Origin of the sequence: Kosakonia sp. ML.JS2a, from assembly GCF_025642095.1 — a bacterium.
GTDB lineage: Bacteria > Pseudomonadota > Gammaproteobacteria > Enterobacterales > Enterobacteriaceae.
This window is the reverse complement of sequence record NZ_CP106754.1, coordinates 3,951,367-3,970,587: the sequence shown is the minus strand read 5'-3', so window position 1 is coordinate 3,970,587 and position 19,221 is coordinate 3,951,367. Positions and strand designations below refer to the sequence as shown.

16 protein-coding genes are annotated in these 19,221 nt (G+C 55.7%); 6 read left to right on the top strand and 10 right to left on the bottom strand.

Translation table 11 applies throughout. The annotated features are described in order from the left end of the window. Position 1 precedes the first annotated feature (1 nt). The 4 genes from htpG to N7922_RS18790 all read left to right on the top strand — a co-directional run bounded on the left by htpG (position 2) and on the right by N7922_RS18790 (position 5,130). On the top strand, positions 2-1,876 hold the full coding sequence (gene htpG / locus N7922_RS18805) for a molecular chaperone HtpG (RefSeq protein ID WP_263097750.1): 1,875 nt from the start codon (positions 2-4) through the stop codon (positions 1,874-1,876). Between the two features lie 165 nt (positions 1,877-2,041). Next, positions 2,042-2,686, top strand: a complete 645-nt coding sequence (gene adk / locus N7922_RS18800; protein ID WP_263097749.1) for an adenylate kinase — start codon at positions 2,042-2,044, stop codon at positions 2,684-2,686. 112 nt (positions 2,687-2,798) lie between these two features. Next, positions 2,799-3,761, top strand: a complete 963-nt coding sequence (gene hemH, locus N7922_RS18795) for a ferrochelatase (RefSeq protein WP_263097748.1) — start codon at positions 2,799-2,801, stop codon at positions 3,759-3,761. A 64-nt stretch (positions 3,762-3,825) separates the two neighbouring features. Then, a complete protein-coding gene (locus N7922_RS18790) occupies positions 3,826-5,130 on the top strand; it encodes an inosine/guanosine kinase (protein ID WP_263097747.1) in 1,305 nt (434 codons plus the stop codon). 121 nt (positions 5,131-5,251) lie between these two features. Here the strand turns inward: N7922_RS18790 and ybaL are convergent, their stop codons facing one another. Then, on the bottom strand, positions 5,252-6,928 hold the full coding sequence (gene ybaL / locus N7922_RS18785; protein ID WP_263097746.1) for a YbaL family putative K(+) efflux transporter: 1,677 nt from the start codon (positions 6,926-6,928) through the stop codon (positions 5,252-5,254). A gap of 227 nt (positions 6,929-7,155) precedes the next feature. Continuing rightward, positions 7,156-8,355, bottom strand: coding sequence for an MFS transporter (locus tag N7922_RS18780; protein ID WP_263097745.1), 1,200 nt, complete (start codon positions 8,353-8,355; stop codon positions 7,156-7,158). Between the two features lie 175 nt (positions 8,356-8,530). Here N7922_RS18780 and ushA point away from each other — a divergent pair, with 175 nt between their 5' ends. Continuing rightward, complete coding sequence (gene ushA / locus N7922_RS18775) at positions 8,531-10,183, top strand: bifunctional UDP-sugar hydrolase/5'-nucleotidase UshA (protein ID WP_263097744.1); 1,653 nt, start codon at positions 8,531-8,533, stop codon at positions 10,181-10,183. Between the two features lie 7 nt (positions 10,184-10,190). Here ushA and ybaK read toward each other — a convergent pair whose 3' ends face one another. The 6 genes from ybaK to N7922_RS18745 all read right to left on the bottom strand — a co-directional run bounded on the left by ybaK (position 10,191) and on the right by N7922_RS18745 (position 15,685). Continuing rightward, positions 10,191-10,670 carry a Cys-tRNA(Pro)/Cys-tRNA(Cys) deacylase YbaK gene (ybaK, locus tag N7922_RS18770; RefSeq protein ID WP_263097743.1) on the bottom strand — a complete coding sequence of 160 codons (480 nt, stop codon included), beginning with the start codon at positions 10,668-10,670 and terminating at the stop codon, positions 10,191-10,193. 78 nt (positions 10,671-10,748) lie between these two features. Continuing rightward, the gene (locus tag N7922_RS18765; protein ID WP_263097742.1) at positions 10,749-11,558 is read right to left on the bottom strand and encodes a TraB/GumN family protein; all 810 of its coding nucleotides are present in this window, start codon (positions 11,556-11,558) and stop codon (positions 10,749-10,751) included. 83 nt (positions 11,559-11,641) lie between these two features. After that, positions 11,642-14,140: a copper-exporting P-type ATPase CopA gene (gene copA / locus N7922_RS18760; protein ID WP_263097741.1), complete on the bottom strand. Its 2,499-nt coding sequence runs from the start codon at positions 14,138-14,140 to the stop codon at positions 11,642-11,644. 186 nt (positions 14,141-14,326) lie between these two features. Then, positions 14,327-14,788 (bottom strand): YbjP/YqhG family protein, encoded by a 462-nt coding sequence (locus N7922_RS18755; RefSeq protein ID WP_263097740.1) that lies wholly within the window; start codon positions 14,786-14,788, stop codon positions 14,327-14,329. Next, entirely contained in the window at positions 14,785-15,153 is a 369-nt protein-coding gene (locus N7922_RS18750) for a hypothetical protein (RefSeq protein ID WP_061497051.1), read from the bottom strand. The genes N7922_RS18755 and N7922_RS18750 overlap by 4 nt, the downstream gene beginning before the upstream one ends. Positions 15,154-15,388: 235 nt before the next feature. Continuing rightward, on the bottom strand, positions 15,389-15,685 hold the full coding sequence (locus tag N7922_RS18745; RefSeq protein ID WP_263100951.1) for a TM2 domain-containing protein: 297 nt from the start codon (positions 15,683-15,685) through the stop codon (positions 15,389-15,391). 237 nt (positions 15,686-15,922) lie between these two features. Here N7922_RS18745 and cueR point away from each other — a divergent pair, with 237 nt between their 5' ends. Further along, complete coding sequence (cueR, locus tag N7922_RS18740; RefSeq protein ID WP_061497047.1) at positions 15,923-16,333, top strand: Cu(I)-responsive transcriptional regulator; 411 nt, start codon at positions 15,923-15,925, stop codon at positions 16,331-16,333. Here cueR and N7922_RS18735 read toward each other — a convergent pair. Both N7922_RS18735 and N7922_RS18730 read right to left on the bottom strand, forming a co-directional pair. Next, the gene (locus N7922_RS18735) at positions 16,287-17,027 is read right to left on the bottom strand and encodes a DUF3142 domain-containing protein (RefSeq protein ID WP_263097739.1); all 741 of its coding nucleotides are present in this window, start codon (positions 17,025-17,027) and stop codon (positions 16,287-16,289) included. The two genes, cueR and N7922_RS18735, sit on opposite strands and share 47 nt — an antisense overlap. After that, positions 16,997-19,216 (bottom strand): hypothetical protein, encoded by a 2,220-nt coding sequence (locus N7922_RS18730; RefSeq protein WP_411554284.1) that lies wholly within the window; start codon positions 19,214-19,216, stop codon positions 16,997-16,999. Before N7922_RS18730 ends, N7922_RS18735 begins: the two co-directional genes overlap by 31 nt. Between the last annotated feature and the right edge of the window lie 5 nt (positions 19,217-19,221).

The following is a 19,221-nucleotide window of genomic DNA, read 5'->3' as shown; positions in this document are numbered from 1 at the left end:
AATGAAAGGACAAGAAACCCGTGGTTTTCAGTCAGAAGTCAAACAGCTTCTGCACCTGATGATTCATTCTCTCTATTCGAACAAAGAGATCTTCCTGCGTGAGCTTATCTCCAACGCCTCCGATGCGGCGGATAAACTGCGTTTCCGCGCGCTGTCCAACGCGTCACTGTATGAAGGCGATGGCGAGCTGCGCGTGCGTGTCTCTTTCGATAAAGAACAACGTACGCTGACGATTGCCGATAACGGCATCGGGATGACCCGTGATGAAGTGATTGACCATCTGGGGACTATCGCCAAATCCGGCACCAAAGCGTTCCTTGAATCAATGGGTTCCGACCAGGCAAAAGACAGCCAGTTGATTGGTCAGTTTGGTGTGGGGTTCTACTCCGCCTTTATCGTCGCCGATAAAGTTACCGTGCGTACCCGCGCGGCAGGCGAGAGCGCAGAAAGCGGCGTGTTCTGGGAATCCGCAGGCGAGGGGGAATACACCGTTGCCGATATCACCAAAGCCGACCGCGGTACCGAAATCACCCTGCATCTGCGTGAAGGGGAAGATGATTTCCTCAATGACTGGCGCGTACGCTCCATCATCAGCAAATATTCCGACCACATTGCGCTGCCGGTAGAGATCGAAAAAGAGGAAGAGAAAGACGGCGAAACCGTCGTTAGCTGGGAAAAGATCAACAAAGCGCAGGCACTGTGGACGCGCAACAAGTCTGAAATCAAAGACGACGAGTACAACGAGTTCTACAAGCATATCGCTCACGATTTTACTGACCCGCTGACCTGGAGCCACAACCGCGTGGAAGGGAAGCAGGAGTACACCAGCCTGTTGTACATCCCGTCGCAGGCACCGTGGGATATGTGGAACCGCGATCATAAACATGGTCTGAAACTGTATGTGCAGCGCGTATTTATCATGGACGACGCCGAACAGTTTATGCCGAACTATCTGCGCTTCGTACGCGGTCTGATTGATTCCAACGACCTGCCGCTTAACGTCTCCCGTGAAATTCTGCAGGACAGCAGCGTGACCCGCAATCTGCGTTCAGCGTTGACCAAACGCGTTCTGCAAATGCTGGATAAACTGGCGAAAGATGACGCGGAAAAATACCAAACCTTCTGGCAGCAATTCGGTCTGGTGCTGAAAGAGGGTGCAGGCGAAGACAGCGGCAATATTGAAGCCATTGCCAAACTGCTGCGCTTCGCGTCTACGCACACCGACTCTTCAGCGCAAACCGTGTCGCTGGAAGAGTACGTGTCGCGTATGAAAGAAGGGCAGGAGAAAATTTACTTTATCACCGCCGACAGCTATGCCGCGGCGAAGAGCAGCCCGCATCTGGAGTTGCTGCGTAAGAAAGGCATCGAAGTACTGCTGCTTTCCGATCGCATCGATGAGTGGATGATGAGCTACCTGACCGAGTTTGACGGTAAGGCATTCCAGTCCGTGGCGAAAGCCGATGCGTCGCTGGAAAAACTGGCCGATGAAGTGGATGACAACGCCAAAGAAGCCGAAAAAGCGCTGGAGCCGTTCGTTGAGCGTGTGAAAACGCTGCTGGGCGAGCGCGTCAAAGAGGTGCGTCTGACGCATCGTCTGACCGACACGCCTGCGGTTGTCGTTACCGACGCGGATGAAATGAGCACCCAGATGGCGAAACTCTTCGCCGCTGCGGGCCAGAGCGCGCCGGAAGTGAAATACATCTTTGAACTGAACCCGGATCATCCGCTGGTGAAACGTGCGGCGGATACCCAGGATGAGACGCGGTTTAATGAGTGGGTCGAGCTGTTACTGGATCAGTCCCTGCTGGCTGAGCGCGGTACGCTGGAAGATCCGAACCTGTTTATCAAACGCGTAAATGCGTTGTTGATGGCGTAAGGTTCTGCGTTACCCTCATCCGCGCGGTGAGGGTAACGCTTTATTTCTACCATTCATTCTCATTAACCGTTTCAGCCCGTCCCGCCTTCCTTGAGCCATCCTCGTTCTGGTGGTATCTTTTAGCGCTTTTGAAAAATTGAACCAACATTTGAGGGGATTTCCGCAATGCGTATTATTCTGCTTGGCGCTCCGGGCGCAGGTAAAGGAACTCAGGCGCAGTTCATCATGGAGAAATACGGTATTCCGCAAATCTCCACCGGCGACATGCTGCGTGCGGCTGTGAAATCCGGCAGCGAGCTGGGCAAACAGGCGAAAGACATTATGGACGCGGGCAAACTGGTGACTGACGAACTGGTTATCGCGCTGGTAAAAGAGCGCATTGCTCAGGAAGATTGCCGTAACGGTTTCCTGCTCGATGGCTTCCCGCGTACGATCCCGCAGGCTGATGCCATGAAAGAAGCGGGCATTGCGGTGGATTTCGTCCTGGAATTCGACGTGCCGGATGAACTGATTGTCGACCGTATCATTGGTCGTCGTGTTCACGCTGCCTCTGGCCGCGTTTACCACATCAAATTCAACCCGCCGAAAGTCGAAGGTAAAGATGATGTGACCGGCGAAGAGCTGACCACCCGTAAAGACGATCAGGAAGAAACCGTGCGTAAACGCCTGGTGGAATACCATCAGATGACTGCGCCGCTGATCGGCTACTACCAGAAAGAAGCGCAGGCGGGTAACACCCAATATGCCAAAGTTGACGGCACCAAAGCCGTGAACGACGTGCGCGCTGAACTGGAAAAAATCCTCGGCTAACGCCTCTCTCCCCGGCTCTCTTGCCGGGGAGTTTCAACAATCACTGCAATTGGTTCCGTTTGCGCGCGTTTCGGCTACAATTATCAACCCGTTAAATGGTTAAGAGGCGCGAATGAGTCAGGCGAAAACGGGCATTTTGTTGGCCAATCTTGGCACCCCCGATGCACCTACCCCCGAAGCAGTTAAACGCTATCTGCGGCAATTTCTGAGCGACAGACGCGTTGTTGATACTCCGCGATTGTTGTGGTGGCCGCTGCTGCGCGGCGTGATCCTGCCCCTTCGTTCTCCTCGCGTGGCAAAACTTTATCGATCCATCTGGATGGAAGACGGTTCGCCGCTAATGGTCTACAGCCGCAGGCAGCAACAGGCGCTGGCGGCCCGGCTACCGGATGTGCCTGTGGTGCTCGGCATGAGCTACGGTTCTCCTTCGCTGGAGAGCGCAGTCGATGAGTTGCTGGCGCAGGACGTTGACCATATCGTGGTGCTGTCGCTCTATCCGCAATACTCCTGCTCCACCGTCGCGGCGGTCTGGGATGAACTGGCGCGTATCCTGGCGAAAAAACGCCATATTCCCGGCGTCTCCTTTATTCGCGATTACGCGGATGATGCGGACTACATTACGGCGCTGGCAAACAGCGTTCGCGCTTCTTTTGCGCGACATGGCGAGCCGGATTTGCTGCTGCTCTCTTATCACGGCATTCCTCAACGTTATGCCGCCGAAGGGGATGATTACCCGCAGCGTTGTCGCGATACCACCCGCGAGCTGGTTTCCGCGCTCGACTTGCCGCCGGAAAAAGTGATGATGACGTTCCAGTCCCGCTTTGGTCGTGAACCCTGGTTAACCCCCTATACTGATGAAACGCTGAAAATGCTCGGTGAGAAAGGCGTGAAGCACATTCAGGTGATGTCACCGGGCTTTGCCTCCGACTGCCTGGAGACGCTGGAAGAGATTGCAGTGCAAAACCGTGAATTTTTCCTCGAAGCGGGCGGGGAAAAATATGAGTACATTCCGGCGCTTAACGACACGCCGGATCATATCGAGATGATGGTGAATTTAACCGCGAAATATCGCTGATCGCGCGCCGGGCCGTGAGTGTGCTACCATTCACAGCCCGAATGTTGATCCCCTTATCGCAACCATGAAATTTCCCGGTAAACGTAAATCCAAACACTATTTCCCCGTCAACGCCCGCGATCCGTTATTGCAGCAAATCCAGCCTGAGAGCGAAGTCAGCACCTGCTGGGTAGTCGGCATTGACCAGACGCTGGTGGATATTGAGGCAAAGGTGGATGATGCGTTTATTACGCGTTATGGCCTGAGCGCCGGGCATTCGCTGGTGATCGCGGATGATGTCGCCGAAGCGCTGTATCAGGAACTGGTGCGTGAAAACCTGATCACCCATCAGTTTGCTGGCGGCACCATCGGCAACACCATGCACAACTACTCGGTGCTGGCGGATGACCGCTCGGTACTGCTTGGTGTGATGTGTGAAAACGTGAAGATTGGCAGCTACGCCTACCGTTATCTGTGTAATACCTCCAGCCGTACCGATCTGAACTATCTGCAAGGGGTGGACGGCGCGATTGGCCGTTGTTTCACCCTGATTAACGACAGCGGCGAGCGTACGTTTGCGATAAGCCCTGGCCAGATGAATCAACTGCGTGCCGACAGTATCCCGGAAGAGGTGATTGCAGGGGCTTCTGCGCTGGTGCTCTCTTCTTACCTGGTACGCTGTAACCCCGGTGAGCCGATGCCGGAGGCAACCCTGCAGGCGGTGGCATACGCCAAAAAGCATAATGTTCCGGTGGTGCTGACGCTGGGTACCAAATATGTGATTGCTGATAACCCGCAGTGGTGGCGCGATTTCCTCAAAGAGAACGTCTCAATTCTGGCGATGAACGAAGAGGAGGGGCATGCCCTGACGGGCGAGAGCGATCCGTTGCTGGCCTCTGATAAAGCGCTGGATTGGGTTGATTTGGTGCTTTGCACCGCCGGACCTGTCGGCTTGTATATGGCAGGCTTTACGGAAGACGACGCGAAGCGTAAAACGCAGCATCCGTTGTTACCGGGCGCGATTGCCGAATTCAACCAGTTTGAGTTCAGCCGCGCGCTGCGCCACAAAGATTGTGAACACCCGCTGCGTATCTACTCGCACATTGCGCCCTATATGGGCGGCCCGGAAAAAATCATGAATACCAACGGTGCAGGCGATGGCGCACTGGCCGCGTTGCTGCATGATATCACCGCCAATAATTACCACCGTGCCAACGTTCCCAACTCCAGTAAGCACAAATTCAACTGGCTGACCTATTCGTCGCTGGCGCAGGTCTGTAAATACGCCAATCGCGTCAGTTACCAGGTGCTGAATCAGCATTCACCGCGCTTAACGCGTGGTTTGCCGGAGCGGGAAGACAGCCTCGAAGAGGCGTACTGGGAACGTTAATTTTCCGACAGTGATTTGATGAAAACCGGTAAAGCGCTGCTTATCGGTTTTTTTTATGCGCGTGCGTATAAGTCGTCTTTATGCAATAAAGAAGCAGGCTATGCGCCTGCTTCTTTGCTTCTTAACCTGTGACCGCCTCTTCGACCAGCGGTTTCTCCAGCAGCGTATACATGGTGTTAGCGATCTCGCGTTCGCCCATCACCACCTGGTTTGCGCCGCGTTCGGTGATGTAATCCACCTCATCGTCATAATGTGCGCGGGCAATAATCTCAATGTGCGGGCATTTTTCACGGGCGCTGGCGACAATCTCTCCCGCCTCATACCCGTTGGGGATGGTCAGCAGCAGCCAGCGCGCGCAATCCAGATGGGCCAGGTTCATAATTTCTTCGTTGGCGGCATTACCCAACACCGCGCGGATGCCGCGCTCTCGCAGTTCATCCACACGGGTTCGCGAGGTTTCAATCACCACCAGCGGGATCCCCTGCGCCATCAGTTTTTCACCCAGCAGGCTGCCCACGCGGCCAAAACCAACCAGTAACGCGTGATTGCAGATGTCCACCGGGATCTGTTTCTCTTCTTCAATCGCTTCTTCCAGCGTTTGCTCTTCCAGCGTCTCGGTCTTGTCGAGGTATTTCTCCAGCGTCGCAAACAGCACCGGGTTGAGCATAATCGACAGGATCGCACCCGCCAGCACCAGGTTTTGCCCCGCCTGCGGCAGCAGATCCAGCGCCATTCCCAGCCCGGCAAGAATAAAGGCAAACTCACCGATTTGCGCAAGACTGGCGGCGATGGTCAGCGCGGTGCGCGGTGAGTGGCCGAACAAACGCACCAGGAAGAAGGCGGCAACGGATTTACCGAAAATGATAATCGCCAGCGTACCCAGCACAGCCAGCGGTTGCTCAATCAGGATCAGCGGGTCGAACAACATGCCGACGGAAACAAAGAACAGCACCGCGAAAGCATCCCGCAGCGGTAACGTATCGTGCGCAGCGCGGTGGCTCAGTTCTGATTCGTTCAGCACCATCCCGGCGAAAAAGGCGCCGAGCGCAAAAGAGACATCAAACAGTTCGACAGCGCCAAACGCGATGCCTAACGCCAGCGCCAGCACGGAAAGGGTAAACAGTTCGCGGGAACCCGTAGCCGCGCTGCGCGCCATAATCCACGGCACCAGACGGCGGCCGACCAGCATCATAATGGCAATAAAAGCCACCACTTTGCCGATGGTAATGCCCATATCCACGGCCAGCGACGCCAGCCCGACATCGCCTTTTTCCGTCATACCTGCGATGGCGGGCAGCAGCACCAGCGTTAACACCATCACCAGGTCTTCGACAATCAGCCAGCCGATGGCGATTTGCCCGCGCTGGCTATCAATAAGCTGCCGCTCCTCAAGCGCGCGCAGCAGCACCACGGTACTGGCGGTGGAGAGACATAGCCCAAACACAATACCGGTCATTAACGACCAGCCAAGCGTTGCGGAAAGCGCCATACCCAGAAGCGTGGCGACGGCAATTTGCGCGATCGCTCCGGGAATGGCGATGGACTTTACCGCCATCAGATCCTTCAGTGAGAAATGCAGGCCGACGCCAAACATCAGCAATATCACGCCCAGTTCAGCCAGTTCCGGCGCCAGTTGCGTATCCGCTACAAAACCCGGCGTAAAAGGACCGGACAGCACACCCGCGAGTAAATAGCCCACCAGCGGCGAAATACGCAGTTTGTTGGCAAGCATGCCGAGAATAAAAGCGAGCACAAGGCCGCCGACAATGGTGGTGATAAGCGGGGTGGCGTGATGCATTCCGTCTCCTTTCGTTGATGCGGGGATCCCAGGGCGATAAGGCGTAACTGCGTTACAGTTTATGACAATTTTGACCAGTATGTTTATGAATAATTGTTGAATTATGAGGAAAATGACAATTTGGGCGAAATAAATCGCCAACCGGGTCTTCCGTAACAGAAATCGTGCGTCAGCGGCATGCCAGCAAGAAGGTGTGCGGCCAAAGAGATATTTTGGCCGCGGTGAAATCAGGCTTCGGGGCGGTTATCGGGCAGGAATATCGTCAGGATCCCCAGCAATGGGAGGAAAGCACATATTTTATAGACCAGATCGATACTGGTGTGATCGGCAATCAGCCCCAGCACCGCTGCACCAAGGCCTCCCATGCCGAAGGCAAAGCCAAAAAACAGACCGGAAACCATACCGATGCGGCCCGGCAGCAGCTCCTGCGCATAGACCAGAATGGCCGAAAACGCTGATGCGAGCACAAAACCAATAATCACTGTCAAAACGCCGGTCCAGAATAGCGTTGCGTAGGGTAAAACGAGGGTAAACGGCGCCACGCCGAGGATAGAGCCCCAAATCACATATTTTCGCCCAATTTTGTCACCCAGCGGCCCGCCAACTACCGTTCCCGCAGCAACCGCAAACAGAAAAATAAACAGGTGCATCTGGGCGTTTTGCACTGACAAGTCGAACTTATGCATCAGATAAAAGGTGAAATAGCTGCTGATGCTCGCCATGTAGAAGTATTTCGAAAAAATCAGGATCAGTAATACGCAAACCGCCAGCACCACTTTGTTGCGCGGCAGCGGATTCATCACTGAAACGGATTTTTTGCCTTTATTGACCCGATGCTGCGCGGCATACCAGCGGCTGACCTGCAATAACACAATAATCGCCAGCAACGCAGCAAGGACAAACCAGGCGACATTGCCTTTACCGTACGGGGCAATGATCACCGCCGCCAGCAATGGGCCGAGGGAGCTGCCAAAATTACCCCCCACCTGGAAAATGGATTGCGCCAGACCGTGACGCCCGCCAGACGCCATGCGCGCCACGCGGGAGGACTCCGGGTGGAAGACCGATGAGCCCGTTCCCACCAGTGCGGCGGCGATCAAAACCGTACCGAAGCTGCCCGCCAGCGCCAGTAACACCAGCCCGCTAAGGGTAAAGCACATACCGATGGGCAGCGACCACGGCATCGGGTGCTTATCGGTCCAGTAGCCCACCACCGGCTGTAACAGCGAGGAGGCGACCTGGAAGGTCAGCGTGATCAGGCCGATCTGCACAAACGACAACGAGAAATCGGCCTGCAACAGCGGATAAATGGCCAGCAGCAGGGACTGGATCATATCGTTGAGCAGATGCGAAAGACTGATTGCGCCAAGAATACCGAACGATGTACGCGCGGCAGGGGGTGTCTGCTGCGTTTCACTTATTGCCATAAATACCACGTATGTTGATGAGAAGGGGCGGAGAGCGTCAGAACGGTAAATCGTTATCTGGCTAACATACCTGTGCTTAAGGTTTGAAGGAAGTCGCAATGCTGAAAACGTATTTGTCTATTATCCTTAAGCGCTGTAATTTCTCAGTTTTATTAATGGGGTCAGGGAGAGAAGCATGAAATTGATAAAGAAGAGTATGGCGCTCGCGCTGCTGGCGGCGATGGGGCTGGCAAGCTGGCAGGTACAGGCTTACGAGCAGGATAAAACCTATAACGTCACCATTCTGCATACCAACGATCATCATGGTCACTTCTGGCGCAGCGATTACGGCGAATATGGACTGTCGGCGCAAAAAACGCTGGTGGACGGCATCCGTAAAGAAGTGGCTGCACAAGGCGGTAGCGTATTGCTGTTGTCCGGTGGCGACATTAATACGGGGGTTCCGGAGTCCGATTTACAGGATGCGGAGCCAGATTTTCGCGGCATGAATCTGATCGGCTACGACGCAATGGCGGTTGGTAACCATGAGTTTGATAACCCGCTTAGCGTGCTGCGTCAGCAGGAAAAGTGGGCCAAATTCCCGTTCCTCTCCGCCAATATTTACCAGAAAAGCACCGGTGAGCGGCTGTTTAAACCGTGGATGATCTTCAATCGCCAGGGCCTGAAAATTGCGGTGATCGGCCTGACAACCGACGATACCGCGAAAATCGGCAATCCGGAGTTTTTCACCGATATTGAATTCCGCAAACCCGCGGATGAAGCCAAACTGGTGATTGATGAGCTGAAGCAGAATGAAAAACCGGATGTGATCATTGCCACCACCCATATGGGGCATTACGACAACGGTGAGCACGGCTCCAATGCGCCGGGTGATGTCGAAATGGCGCGCAGCCTGCCGAAAGGGGCGCTGGCAATGATTGTGGGTGGTCACTCACAAGATCCGGTGTGTATGGCCTCGGAAAATAAAAAGCAGGTCGATTATGTGCCGGGTACGCCATGTGCGCCGGATCAGCAAAATGGCATCTGGATTGTGCAGGCGCATGAGTGGGGCAAATATGTGGGCCGCGCCGACTTTCAGTTCCGTAATGGCGAGATGAAACTGGTGCGCTACCAGCTTCTCCCGGTCAACCTGAAGAAGAAGGTGACCTACGATAACGGTCAGAGTGAGCGCGTACTCTACACCCCGGAAATTGCAGAAAACCCGCAAATGCTCTCCCTGCTGACCCCGTTCCAGAACAAAGGCAAAGCGCAGCTGGAGGTCAAAATTGGCAACACGAACGGTCACCTGGAAGGCGATCGCAGCAAAGTGCGTTTCGTGCAAACCAATCTGGCGCGCGTGATCCTGGCGGCGCAAATGGCCCGCACCAACGCCGATCTGGCGGTGATGAGCGGTGGCGGCGTTCGTGACTCCATTGAAGCGGGCGACATCACCTATAAAGATGTGCTGAAAGTGCAGCCCTTTGGCAACACGCTGGTGTATGTCGATCTCGACGGTAAAGCGTTGACCGACTACCTGACGGCAGTGGCGCAGAAAAAACCGGACTCCGGGGCGTATCCGCAGTTTGCCAACGTCAGCTTTGTGGCAAAAAACGGCAAACTGAGTGATGTGAAAATCAAAGGCGAACCGATTGATATGGCGAAAACCTACCGCCTGGCGACCCTGAGCTTTAACGCCACCGGTGGTGATGGCTATCCGCGCCTCGACGATAAAACCGGTTATGTGAATACCGGCTTTATTGATGCCGAAGCGCTGAAGGAGTACATCCAGAAAAATTCACCGCTGGATGTGAATGCTTACGAACCGAAAGGCGAGGTGAGCTGGCAGTAACCCGGCGTCAATCGCGGCGGGCGATATCGGCAAATTTTGCGTCCAGTATGTTTGCCAGATCGCTCGCCGCGAGTTCAATATCCAGCCCCCGTTTGCCACCGGAAACATAAATCGAGGCAAACTCTTGCGCTGGTGCGTCAATCAGCGTCGGCAGTCGTTTTTTCTGCCCCAGCGGGCTAATGCCACCCACCAGATAGCCGGTCGTGCGCTGCGCCACCATTGGGTCAGCCATATCCACTTTTTTTGCGCCGAGCGCTTTGGCGACCTTTTTCAGATCCAGTTGCCCGGCGACGGGCGTCACCGCGACCGCCAGATGTTTCATGTCGCCATTGATCGCCACCAGTAGCGTTTTGTAGACCTGGTCAGCATTCAGTCCCAGTTTACGCACCACTTCGTCACCAAAATTGGTTTCATTGGGGTCGTGATCGTAGGTGTGAACCTGAAAAGAGACGTTGTTTTTTTCGAGTAATTTCACGGCGGGAGTCATAGCAATCCTTCTTACCACAGTAATCTGACGCGACCAGCATACGCCTTTGTTGGCGCATGAAAATAGTACCATCTTGCGCTATTGCGCCATTCTCTGTCGCAGCAGTAAGGGTAAATTGCCGTCGCCGTACAGATGCAGCGCCCCGGCGGCAACGACGTAGCGCCCCGGAGGCAGGGCAAACAGCCGATCGCACCAAGCCTGATTGCGCTGCTGCATCAGCACTTCATGCAGCGGCTGGCTGAACGTACCCGGCAGTTCCATCTCGTTTTCCGCTGGCGGGTGTTCCAGCCACCAGCTCATCATGACCTGCAATAAGCGCGCATTATCATGCCAGTGGGTGAGCGTATCCTGTAGCAGCGCATTACCGTCATCCGGTAATGCGCGCAGGAGGTCAAGCTGGCTGGTGGTGCCCTCCAGTTCGAGGATCTTGACCTGGTATTGCTGCGCTGCGCGCAATAACTGGTAATCGATGCCGTACTCCGGGCGTAACCCCAGGCGTTGAGCTTGCGTTGCCTGCAGTACCAGCGCGATATGCCAGGCCGGGCGGTGTTCAAACTCCTCCCGCGATAGCGATAAGGTTTGCAGCGTCTTATCCAGTTCCTCCTGCAAGGCTGGGGTAAGGCGTTGTTCAAGGGGGGCGACAGGGGGGAGATTATCGAAAGGGGAATCGGAACCCGCGACATCGGCTTCCACAATCAGCGCATCGGCTTCGCGCAATTTTTGCAGCAGGGCGTCCGGCAGGGGCGACATACCTTGCGTCCCCATATGGATGCTGCCGACCAGATGCAACAACCGATTACCGGGCAGCGTAATATCCTGCGCGGGCCAGCGATAACGGCGCACCAGCAGCGCACGAAAAAACTTTTTCAAGCGTTGAAACAGGGCCATACGCGCTTCCTGAAAAGAAAACGCCATGCTAACGCGCAGCGCAGGAAGGTGTAAACCCCGCCGATGACCGGCGGGGGGAATGGTTATTGGCGCGGTTTGAAGCGCAGCAGGCGGTTGGCGTTGCTCACCACGGTAATGGAGGAGAGCGCCATTGCTGCACCCGCTACCACCGGGTTGAGTAACGTGCCGGTCAGCGGCCAGAGAATGCCTGCCGCCACCGGAATACCCAGCGAGTTATAAATAAACGCCCCCAGCAGGTTCTGCTTCATATTGCGCAGCGTCGCTTTGGCTATCGCCAGTGCATCCGCAACGCCCAGCAAACTGTGGCGCATCAACGTGATCGCCGCCGTCTCAATCGCCACATCGCTGCCGCCACCCATGGCGATGCCGACATCCGCCTGCGCCAGCGCCGGGGCATCGTTGATACCGTCACCAATCATCGCCACCTGGCGACCCTGCTGTTGCAGGTTTTTAATGGCGTCGGCTTTGCCGTCCGGCAATACACCGGCAATCACTTCATCAATGCCTGCTTCCTGAGCAATGGCTTTTGCCGTCGTGGGGTTGTCGCCGGTGAGCATCACCAGTCGGTATCCGGCACGGTGCAAACGTTGCAGCGCTTCAACACTGTCTTCACGTAGCGGATCGCGAATGGCAAACAGCGCCACAGCTTCGCCGTCGACCGCCAGCAGCACGGGCGTTGCGCCGCGGCTGGCTTGTTCGGCTATCTCTGCCTCCAGCGCGTGCGTATCAACGTTCTGTTCGGTCAGTAGCGCCTGATTACCCAGCAGAACATTGTGCCCGTCTATCTGGCCGCTGACACCCAGACCGCGCAGTGTGCGGAACTGGTTAACCTGTGGGAGCGTTTCGGCGGCGGCTTTGTCCAGGATTGCCCGCGCCAGCGGGTGGCTGGAACCCTGTTCCAGTGCAGCCGCCAGACGCAGCGCATCGCTTTCATCGCCGTGGAGCGTTTTGATGCTCACCACTTCAGGTTTGCCGAGGGTCAGCGTGCCCGTTTTATCAAACACCAGCGTATCCAGCGTACTGGCGCGTTGCAGCGCATCCGCATCACGGACCAGGACGCCAAACTCCGCAGCGCGACCGACGCCGGAGATAATCGACATCGGCGTCGCCAGTCCCAGCGCACATGGGCAGGCGATGATCAGCACGGTGGTGGCGATCACCAGCGTATAGACAATCTGTGGCGCCGGGCCGAAGAAAAACCAGATGGCGCCGCTCAACAGTGCGATAGCCACCACCACCGGCACAAACACGGCGGAGATGCGGTCGGCAAGCTGACCAATCTCGGGTTTGCTGCTTTGTGCCTGGCGCACCATGCGGATAATGCGCGACAGGGTGGTATGGCTCCCTACGGCGCTGGCGGTAAACAAGACGCTACCGTCTTGCACCACGGTTCCGGCATGAATGGTGTCGCCATCGCCTTTTTCCTGCGGGATCGGTTCGCCAGTGAGCATCGCTTCATCGAACCAGGCCTCACCCTGGCTGATTTCACCGTCCACCGGAACCCGATCGCCGGTCGTCAGACGCAGCGTCATCCCCGGCTGCACCTCGGCCAGCGGTACGCTTTTCTCACCGTCTGCGGTCACGACCCGCGCCGTTGGCGGGGTTAAGTCCAGCAAGCGTTCCAGCGCTTTTGATGAGCGCTGGCGTGCACGCGCCTCCAGCATATGACCGAGATTAATCAGACCGATGATCATCGCGCTGGCTTCGTAATAGAGATGGCGTGCTTCCATCGGGAACCATTGGGGCCATATGTTGACGCTCATCGAGTAGAGCCAGGCGGCGCCCGTGCCGAGTGCCACCAGCGTATCCATGGTGGCGCTGCCGTTACGCAGGCTTTTCCATGCGCTGGTGTAAAAATGGCCGCCCGCCACCACCATGACGGCGAAGGTGACAAGACCGATAACCAGCCACAGCGAGCGGTTGGCGTCGGTCACCATCATATTGTCGCCCAGCATGCCCCATACCATGATTGGCACGCCAACCAGCAAGGCGACAATGGCCTGCCAGCGAAAGCGTTTCAGGGTGGCGAGGGCGGTTTCTTGCTGGCGTTCACGCCGTTTAACGTCATCTTCAATGGCTTCTGCGCCGTAGCCAGCCTGCTCTACGGCGTTGACTAACTCTGCTGCGGGCGCACTGCCCATGACCAGCGCAGTGCGCTCCGCCAGGTTAACCCGTGCCTGCGTGACGCCGGGAACCGCCTGCAAGGCTTTTTGCACCCGGGAGACACAACTGGCGCAGCTCATGCCGTTGATCAACAGTTGTTGGCTGTCGTCAACGTCATCGGCTGCCGGAAGCTCAGAAGTGGCCGCTGTCAGTGCTTCCGACGGGAGTGATGACTCTGCCAGCGGTTTAGCCTTTGGGTGGCTTACGCTCGCACCGTAGCCGGCTTCCTGCACGGTGGCGATTAACGCGTCAGCGCTGGCGCTGCCGGTCACTTCCGCACGTTCAATGGTAACTTCTGCATGTTCGACGTCCGGGCGTTTTTCCAGACTCTCTTTCACGCGTTTAACGCAATGGCCGCAGGAGAGGCCATCAAGGGTTAGCTCTATAGTATGAGACATGCTCAATCTCCTTAATGATGACGCTGAATAGTAACTGTGCTGAAGCTTAAACCTTCCATCAAGGGGAAGGTCAAGGGCGATCCGCAAAGAAGGTGGCGTTGTCCACTGCTCTGCATTGCAGCCCGCAGATAATCACCATAAAAAAGCCCCGCGATGTGAGCGGGGCTGATGGCTGATCGGGTTGCGTTAATCGAGTTTCTGCTCGTAATGGTTTCCGGCGTCAACGACTCGCCATATTTTCCATTTGCCCTCTTCCTTACGCGTCCATACCTGAAGATGTTTTGCCTTGTTATTTTCAATACCCAGCGAAACGTCCAGTTTCATGCTGTCTCCGTCTGGTTTGGCGGGGGAGACATTAAGGCGCGCGATCCATGCCGGGTCATAGTCCTGGCAATAGGTGAAGTAATCTGAGCCCAATAATTCCTGTTCAGGCATGTCATAAATAACGGCCATTCGCGCCAGTAATTTCTTCGATGCCCATTGCTGCATGGTTTTCGTTTTAATCAGTTCATCCGGCGGCGTTTTGCCAAACTCGTTCAGATAATAGGTGTAAAACGCCGCGATCTCTTTCTGCACATCCGTTCCGGTGTTTGCACTTGCGAAAGGAAGGTAAAGCGCCAGCAATAACGACAGTACGTAACGCATCATTTTTTCCTGTAGATAACATACGGTGGGTGGAATCTGCGATAGCCGGGGCCTGGGTACATGTCCCGTTGTTTAAAATCTGAATACCAATTTTTGCCGTCAAACATCGTCATATGGCCACTGATATTACCGCCTGGATAAGGCTGGATAATGGCAACATCGCCTTTTTCCGGTGCAGCCGAAGCGGGTAACGCTGTAAATCCTGCTTTTAACAGCGAGTCACCATAATCTTTGGCATCGCCTGTTCTTATAAGGTTAATTCCGCCTGCCGATATGGCCTGACGTGTGTAGGTCGCACATTCTGAGCGCGATTTAGCTCCGGCATGTTTCACCAGGTAAGCCACCGCTGCATCTTTATCCCATGCCATAAACATCCCTTTAGAGAAAAGAGTAAACATAAGGTATTACAAAGCGCAGCCATGCTACCGAACGCTAACAGACTGAAAATAAGAGTAATCTTATTTGATGGCAAAATTCGGCTGCTGTCGTAGGAGGACGGTTATTTAGTGAGGACGCGCGTTGTCGCCGGGGAGGCCTGTCGGGCGGGAATAAAAAATAAAGCCCCGCATAGTGCGAGGCCTGACGCGTGAAGCGGGCAGATCATTAACCGTATTTACGAGCGAATTCCTGATCGGAATTGCACAGGTAAATAATAAATTCGATAAACGCGATGATGGAAGGAATAAAGGTCCAGCAGAACAGGAGATAAAGAATGCCCTGACCTGTTTTCCCTAAATAAAATTTATGCACGCCAAATCCACCAAAGAAGAAGGCAAGCAGTGCGGCGGTAATGCGGCTTTTGGTTCCCGCCACGGCCTGTGGTGCGCCGCAATTCGGGCAGGCAACCGCTTCTTTATGAATTTCCTTTCCGCAACCACGGCAAAACGCCATATCACTCATAACAACTCCTGTGTGTAAATCATTTATCATTATTTGAAACATCCGGCCACATGTTATAGCGAAGCGGTAACGGGGGTAAATAAAAAATGTATTGGCAACAATGATATATTTGTTTTGTCATATTGTGCCGCTTACTATTGTGCACCTGACGTCAGGGCGGGTTAAAGGCCCTATACTCTACGTTGTGTCGGCGAAATAATGTTGTAGGGTCGGAAACACAGACAGCAAGGGGGACATGTGAATATCAGCGATGTGGCAAAAAAAACCGGTTTGACCAGTAAAGCGATCCGTTTTTATGAAGAAAAAGGGTTGGTCACGCCGCCGTTACGCAGCGAAAACGGCTATCGCAGCTACACGCAACAGCATTTAAATGAGCTGACCCTGCTACGTCAGGCGCGCCAGGTGGGGTTTAACCTTGAAGAGTGCGGCGAGCTGGTCACCCTGTTTAACGATCCAGCCCGCCACAGTGCCGATGTGAAAGCGCGCACCTTGCAGAAAGTGGCGGAGATCGAGCGGCACATCATCGAATTGCAGCAGATGCGTACGCAACTGCTGGCGCTGGCGGATTCCTGTCCCGGAGACGACAGTGCGGACTGCCCGATTATTGATAACCTTTCTGGCTGCTGCCATCACCACGCGAAGGGTTAAGCATAAAGATCACCGTCCCGCGATACCACGGCGAAGCGGCAATACGCCGCTCTTCGTCACGATCCCACAGGCCGTTTTGTACCACGCCCAGTTTAAACGGCAGACGCAGCCCGGACAGCGCGGGCAGGTAGGCGGTGTAATTATCCACCGTGCTGCGCCCCTGATAGCTTTGCACCACCAGTTCATCCACTGGCAGGGTGTTCAGCGTTTGCACATTACCGGTTTTCGCCCAGTCCAGTAACCCGGTCACTCCCAACGCATACTGCGAGGGTAAAATCTGCCGCACCCGGCGCAAAAACTGCGCGTAATCCTCAAGCTGATGCGTAGCGGCGTCAAAATCTATTTGTAATCCCACAACCGTGTTCCCGGCGTCACGCCAGCGCGCCAGCAGGCGATTAAGACGCAGCAGCAGGGCGTCCGGTACATCCAGCGTGGTAAAGCGAACGGTTAGCCAGATACGCGGAAACGTCAGTCGATTGACCGGCAAGCCTTTACGTTCAAATACCGCATTGCCCGCCAGGACAACGACATCGCCCTGATGCAGGTAAACGGTCTTTGCATCACGTAACGCTGCCGTGGGACGGACGCCAGACCACAACCAGTACGCCTGGCTGCCCTCTGCCGCGAAGGCAGAGGGAGTAAGAAGCGCGGCAAACAGAGCGATTACCAGTAGTATTTGAGATCTCGGGCCCATACGCTTCCAGGATAACGGCTCTTCAACTGCTGGAACCAGGCTTTACGCACCGCTTTATCGACGTCTTTGCCGCCACAATCGTTATAGCCGGAGGGGGCATAGCACATCACCGCCCGGTAGAGCGCATAGCTTTTATCTTCGGGTTCGGCTTTGGCATCGGCGATAACCTGCTGATATAAGGCAAGACGGTGCGGCACGCCGGGGCGTTCTTCTGCATGCGTCGCGACGTCGAGCACGTCATTACCGCCGCGATCTTTCTCCAGCATTACGCGGGTTTGTGTCGTGCGGAAGAACTCACCCAGGCAATTCAGCGCGTGTGCATCGTGCGCTTTCTGGCTCAGGGTGGTGACGGTTGTCTCCAGCGGTGCGCAGAAGTAAGCGGTCTCTTTGTCCGTGCCTTTCCAGCCAAAGGTGCTCAGCTTCACATCATCAAACGCCTCTTCAGCGACCGGCGGCGTAATGGCGACCACCAGGGACATATCCTGCAACCAGTCGGCGTAATGGCCTTCGGTCAGATCGCGCGTCAGTAGCGTGTGCAGGGCGATGGTGCGCTCTTCTTTGTTGGGCCCGCGCGTGGCCTGCTGGCGTAGCAACTCCCGTGAGGCCCGGGTTTTCAGCACCAGTGAGCGGTAACGCAAATTGGTCACCCGGCTGTCTGCGGCAAAAATCTGCGCCTGCGCATCACTCTCTACCAGCGTGGCCGCCAGTTTTGCTTGCAGAAGCTGTTGTTGTTCAACATCTTTACTCAGATCCAGCAGATGCAGCCAGTGCGCCTGAGCGGCGGGCCACTGTTTTTGCGCCATCAGCGCATCGCCATACAGCACCTGCTCGCTGAAGGCGAGAAGATTGTGCGCCGGGAGCGACTGGGCGGGGGTAATGGCGTTCTGCACCGTGGCGTAATCCTGCTTGCTCCAGGCCAGCATCAGACGCAGGTAATTCCACAGATCCGCATGTTTGTTCTTCTCAAAGTCGGCTTTCAGGCCGTCGAGCCAGGCTTGATCCACACAGTGGGTGCGTCCGTCGCAGGTGTTATTACGCATCAGCCGCAGCGTCTGCACAAACGTCAGCAGCGAGGCGTCCGGCGCGGTGAGAAAGGCGTCGCTTCCCCAGGTGAGATCCTGGCTTATCAGCTTGTTGTCGCTTTCGCCGATGATGGCGACCAGTGCATCGGCGTTTTCGGTCTGCGACAGCGCCTGCTCATAGAGCTTCGCCAGCGCATTTCCATCCTGTAAATACCAGTTAATACGGCGCAGCATCCCTTGTGCAGAATCGGCATAGCGGCCTGTCGGCCAGGTTTTCAGGTAACTTTCTGCGGCGTCCCGCGCCTGCTGTGCGAGAGCTTTATCCACTTTATGGACATCGAAATCACCATAGTCGCCGTTGGCATTTGCGCTACTGGCATTGAGCGCGTTGCGCATCAACATATAGCTGGCCGTTTCGGCAAGCCACGGCTGCTGGCTGGTTTTGAGGGCAGTAAATGTCTGCCCGGCGGCGTCAAAATCGCCCGCGTAGAACGCATTCGCGCCGTGTAAATAGGCCTGGAACCCCTGTGCTGCCGATCCTTGCGGGAATGAGAGCGCTTTTACGGTTTGCTCGCTGGCTTCCGTGCCGTTTACCGCCATGCGCGCTTTTGCCAGCGCCTGGCGTTGTTCATGGCTCAGGGAGGTATCGGCGAGCAGTGCGGCGAAAAAGTCGGAAAGCGTTTCGTCATTGCGCGAAACAAAGCGGTTTTCCAGTTCATCCTGCTGGACCGTTGCGTTGCTGGCTTCCTGGAGATCGGCGCCCTGCGCGGTCATGCGCTGAAGTACGGCATCCGTTGCGGCATCCGGATCCAGTCCCAGCGCAGTCATCTGCTGATGCAGGGTGCTTTCCACAGACGTTTCAGCGGTGGTCGGCGCAGTCGGCGGCTGGCTGCTCGGGTTATCCATATGAATGCCGAAATAGAAATCCCGGCTACGGGTGATGTCTGCCGGTACGGGCTGGCGTAGCGGCGTAAAGTTTTTCGCTTCATCCACCAGACGTAGCAGGTTATCGCGCGTGTCGGTGTTGATGGCGAGTACCGGCGGACTGACGATAAAACAGCCCGCGTGGCCCCAGGGACAGTAATCCATATCAAACGACGCCAGCGCCGGGGCGCTGGCGGCAAACGCCAGGCATACGCCCAGCGCAAGATGGCTTTTGGGTGCGATCACTT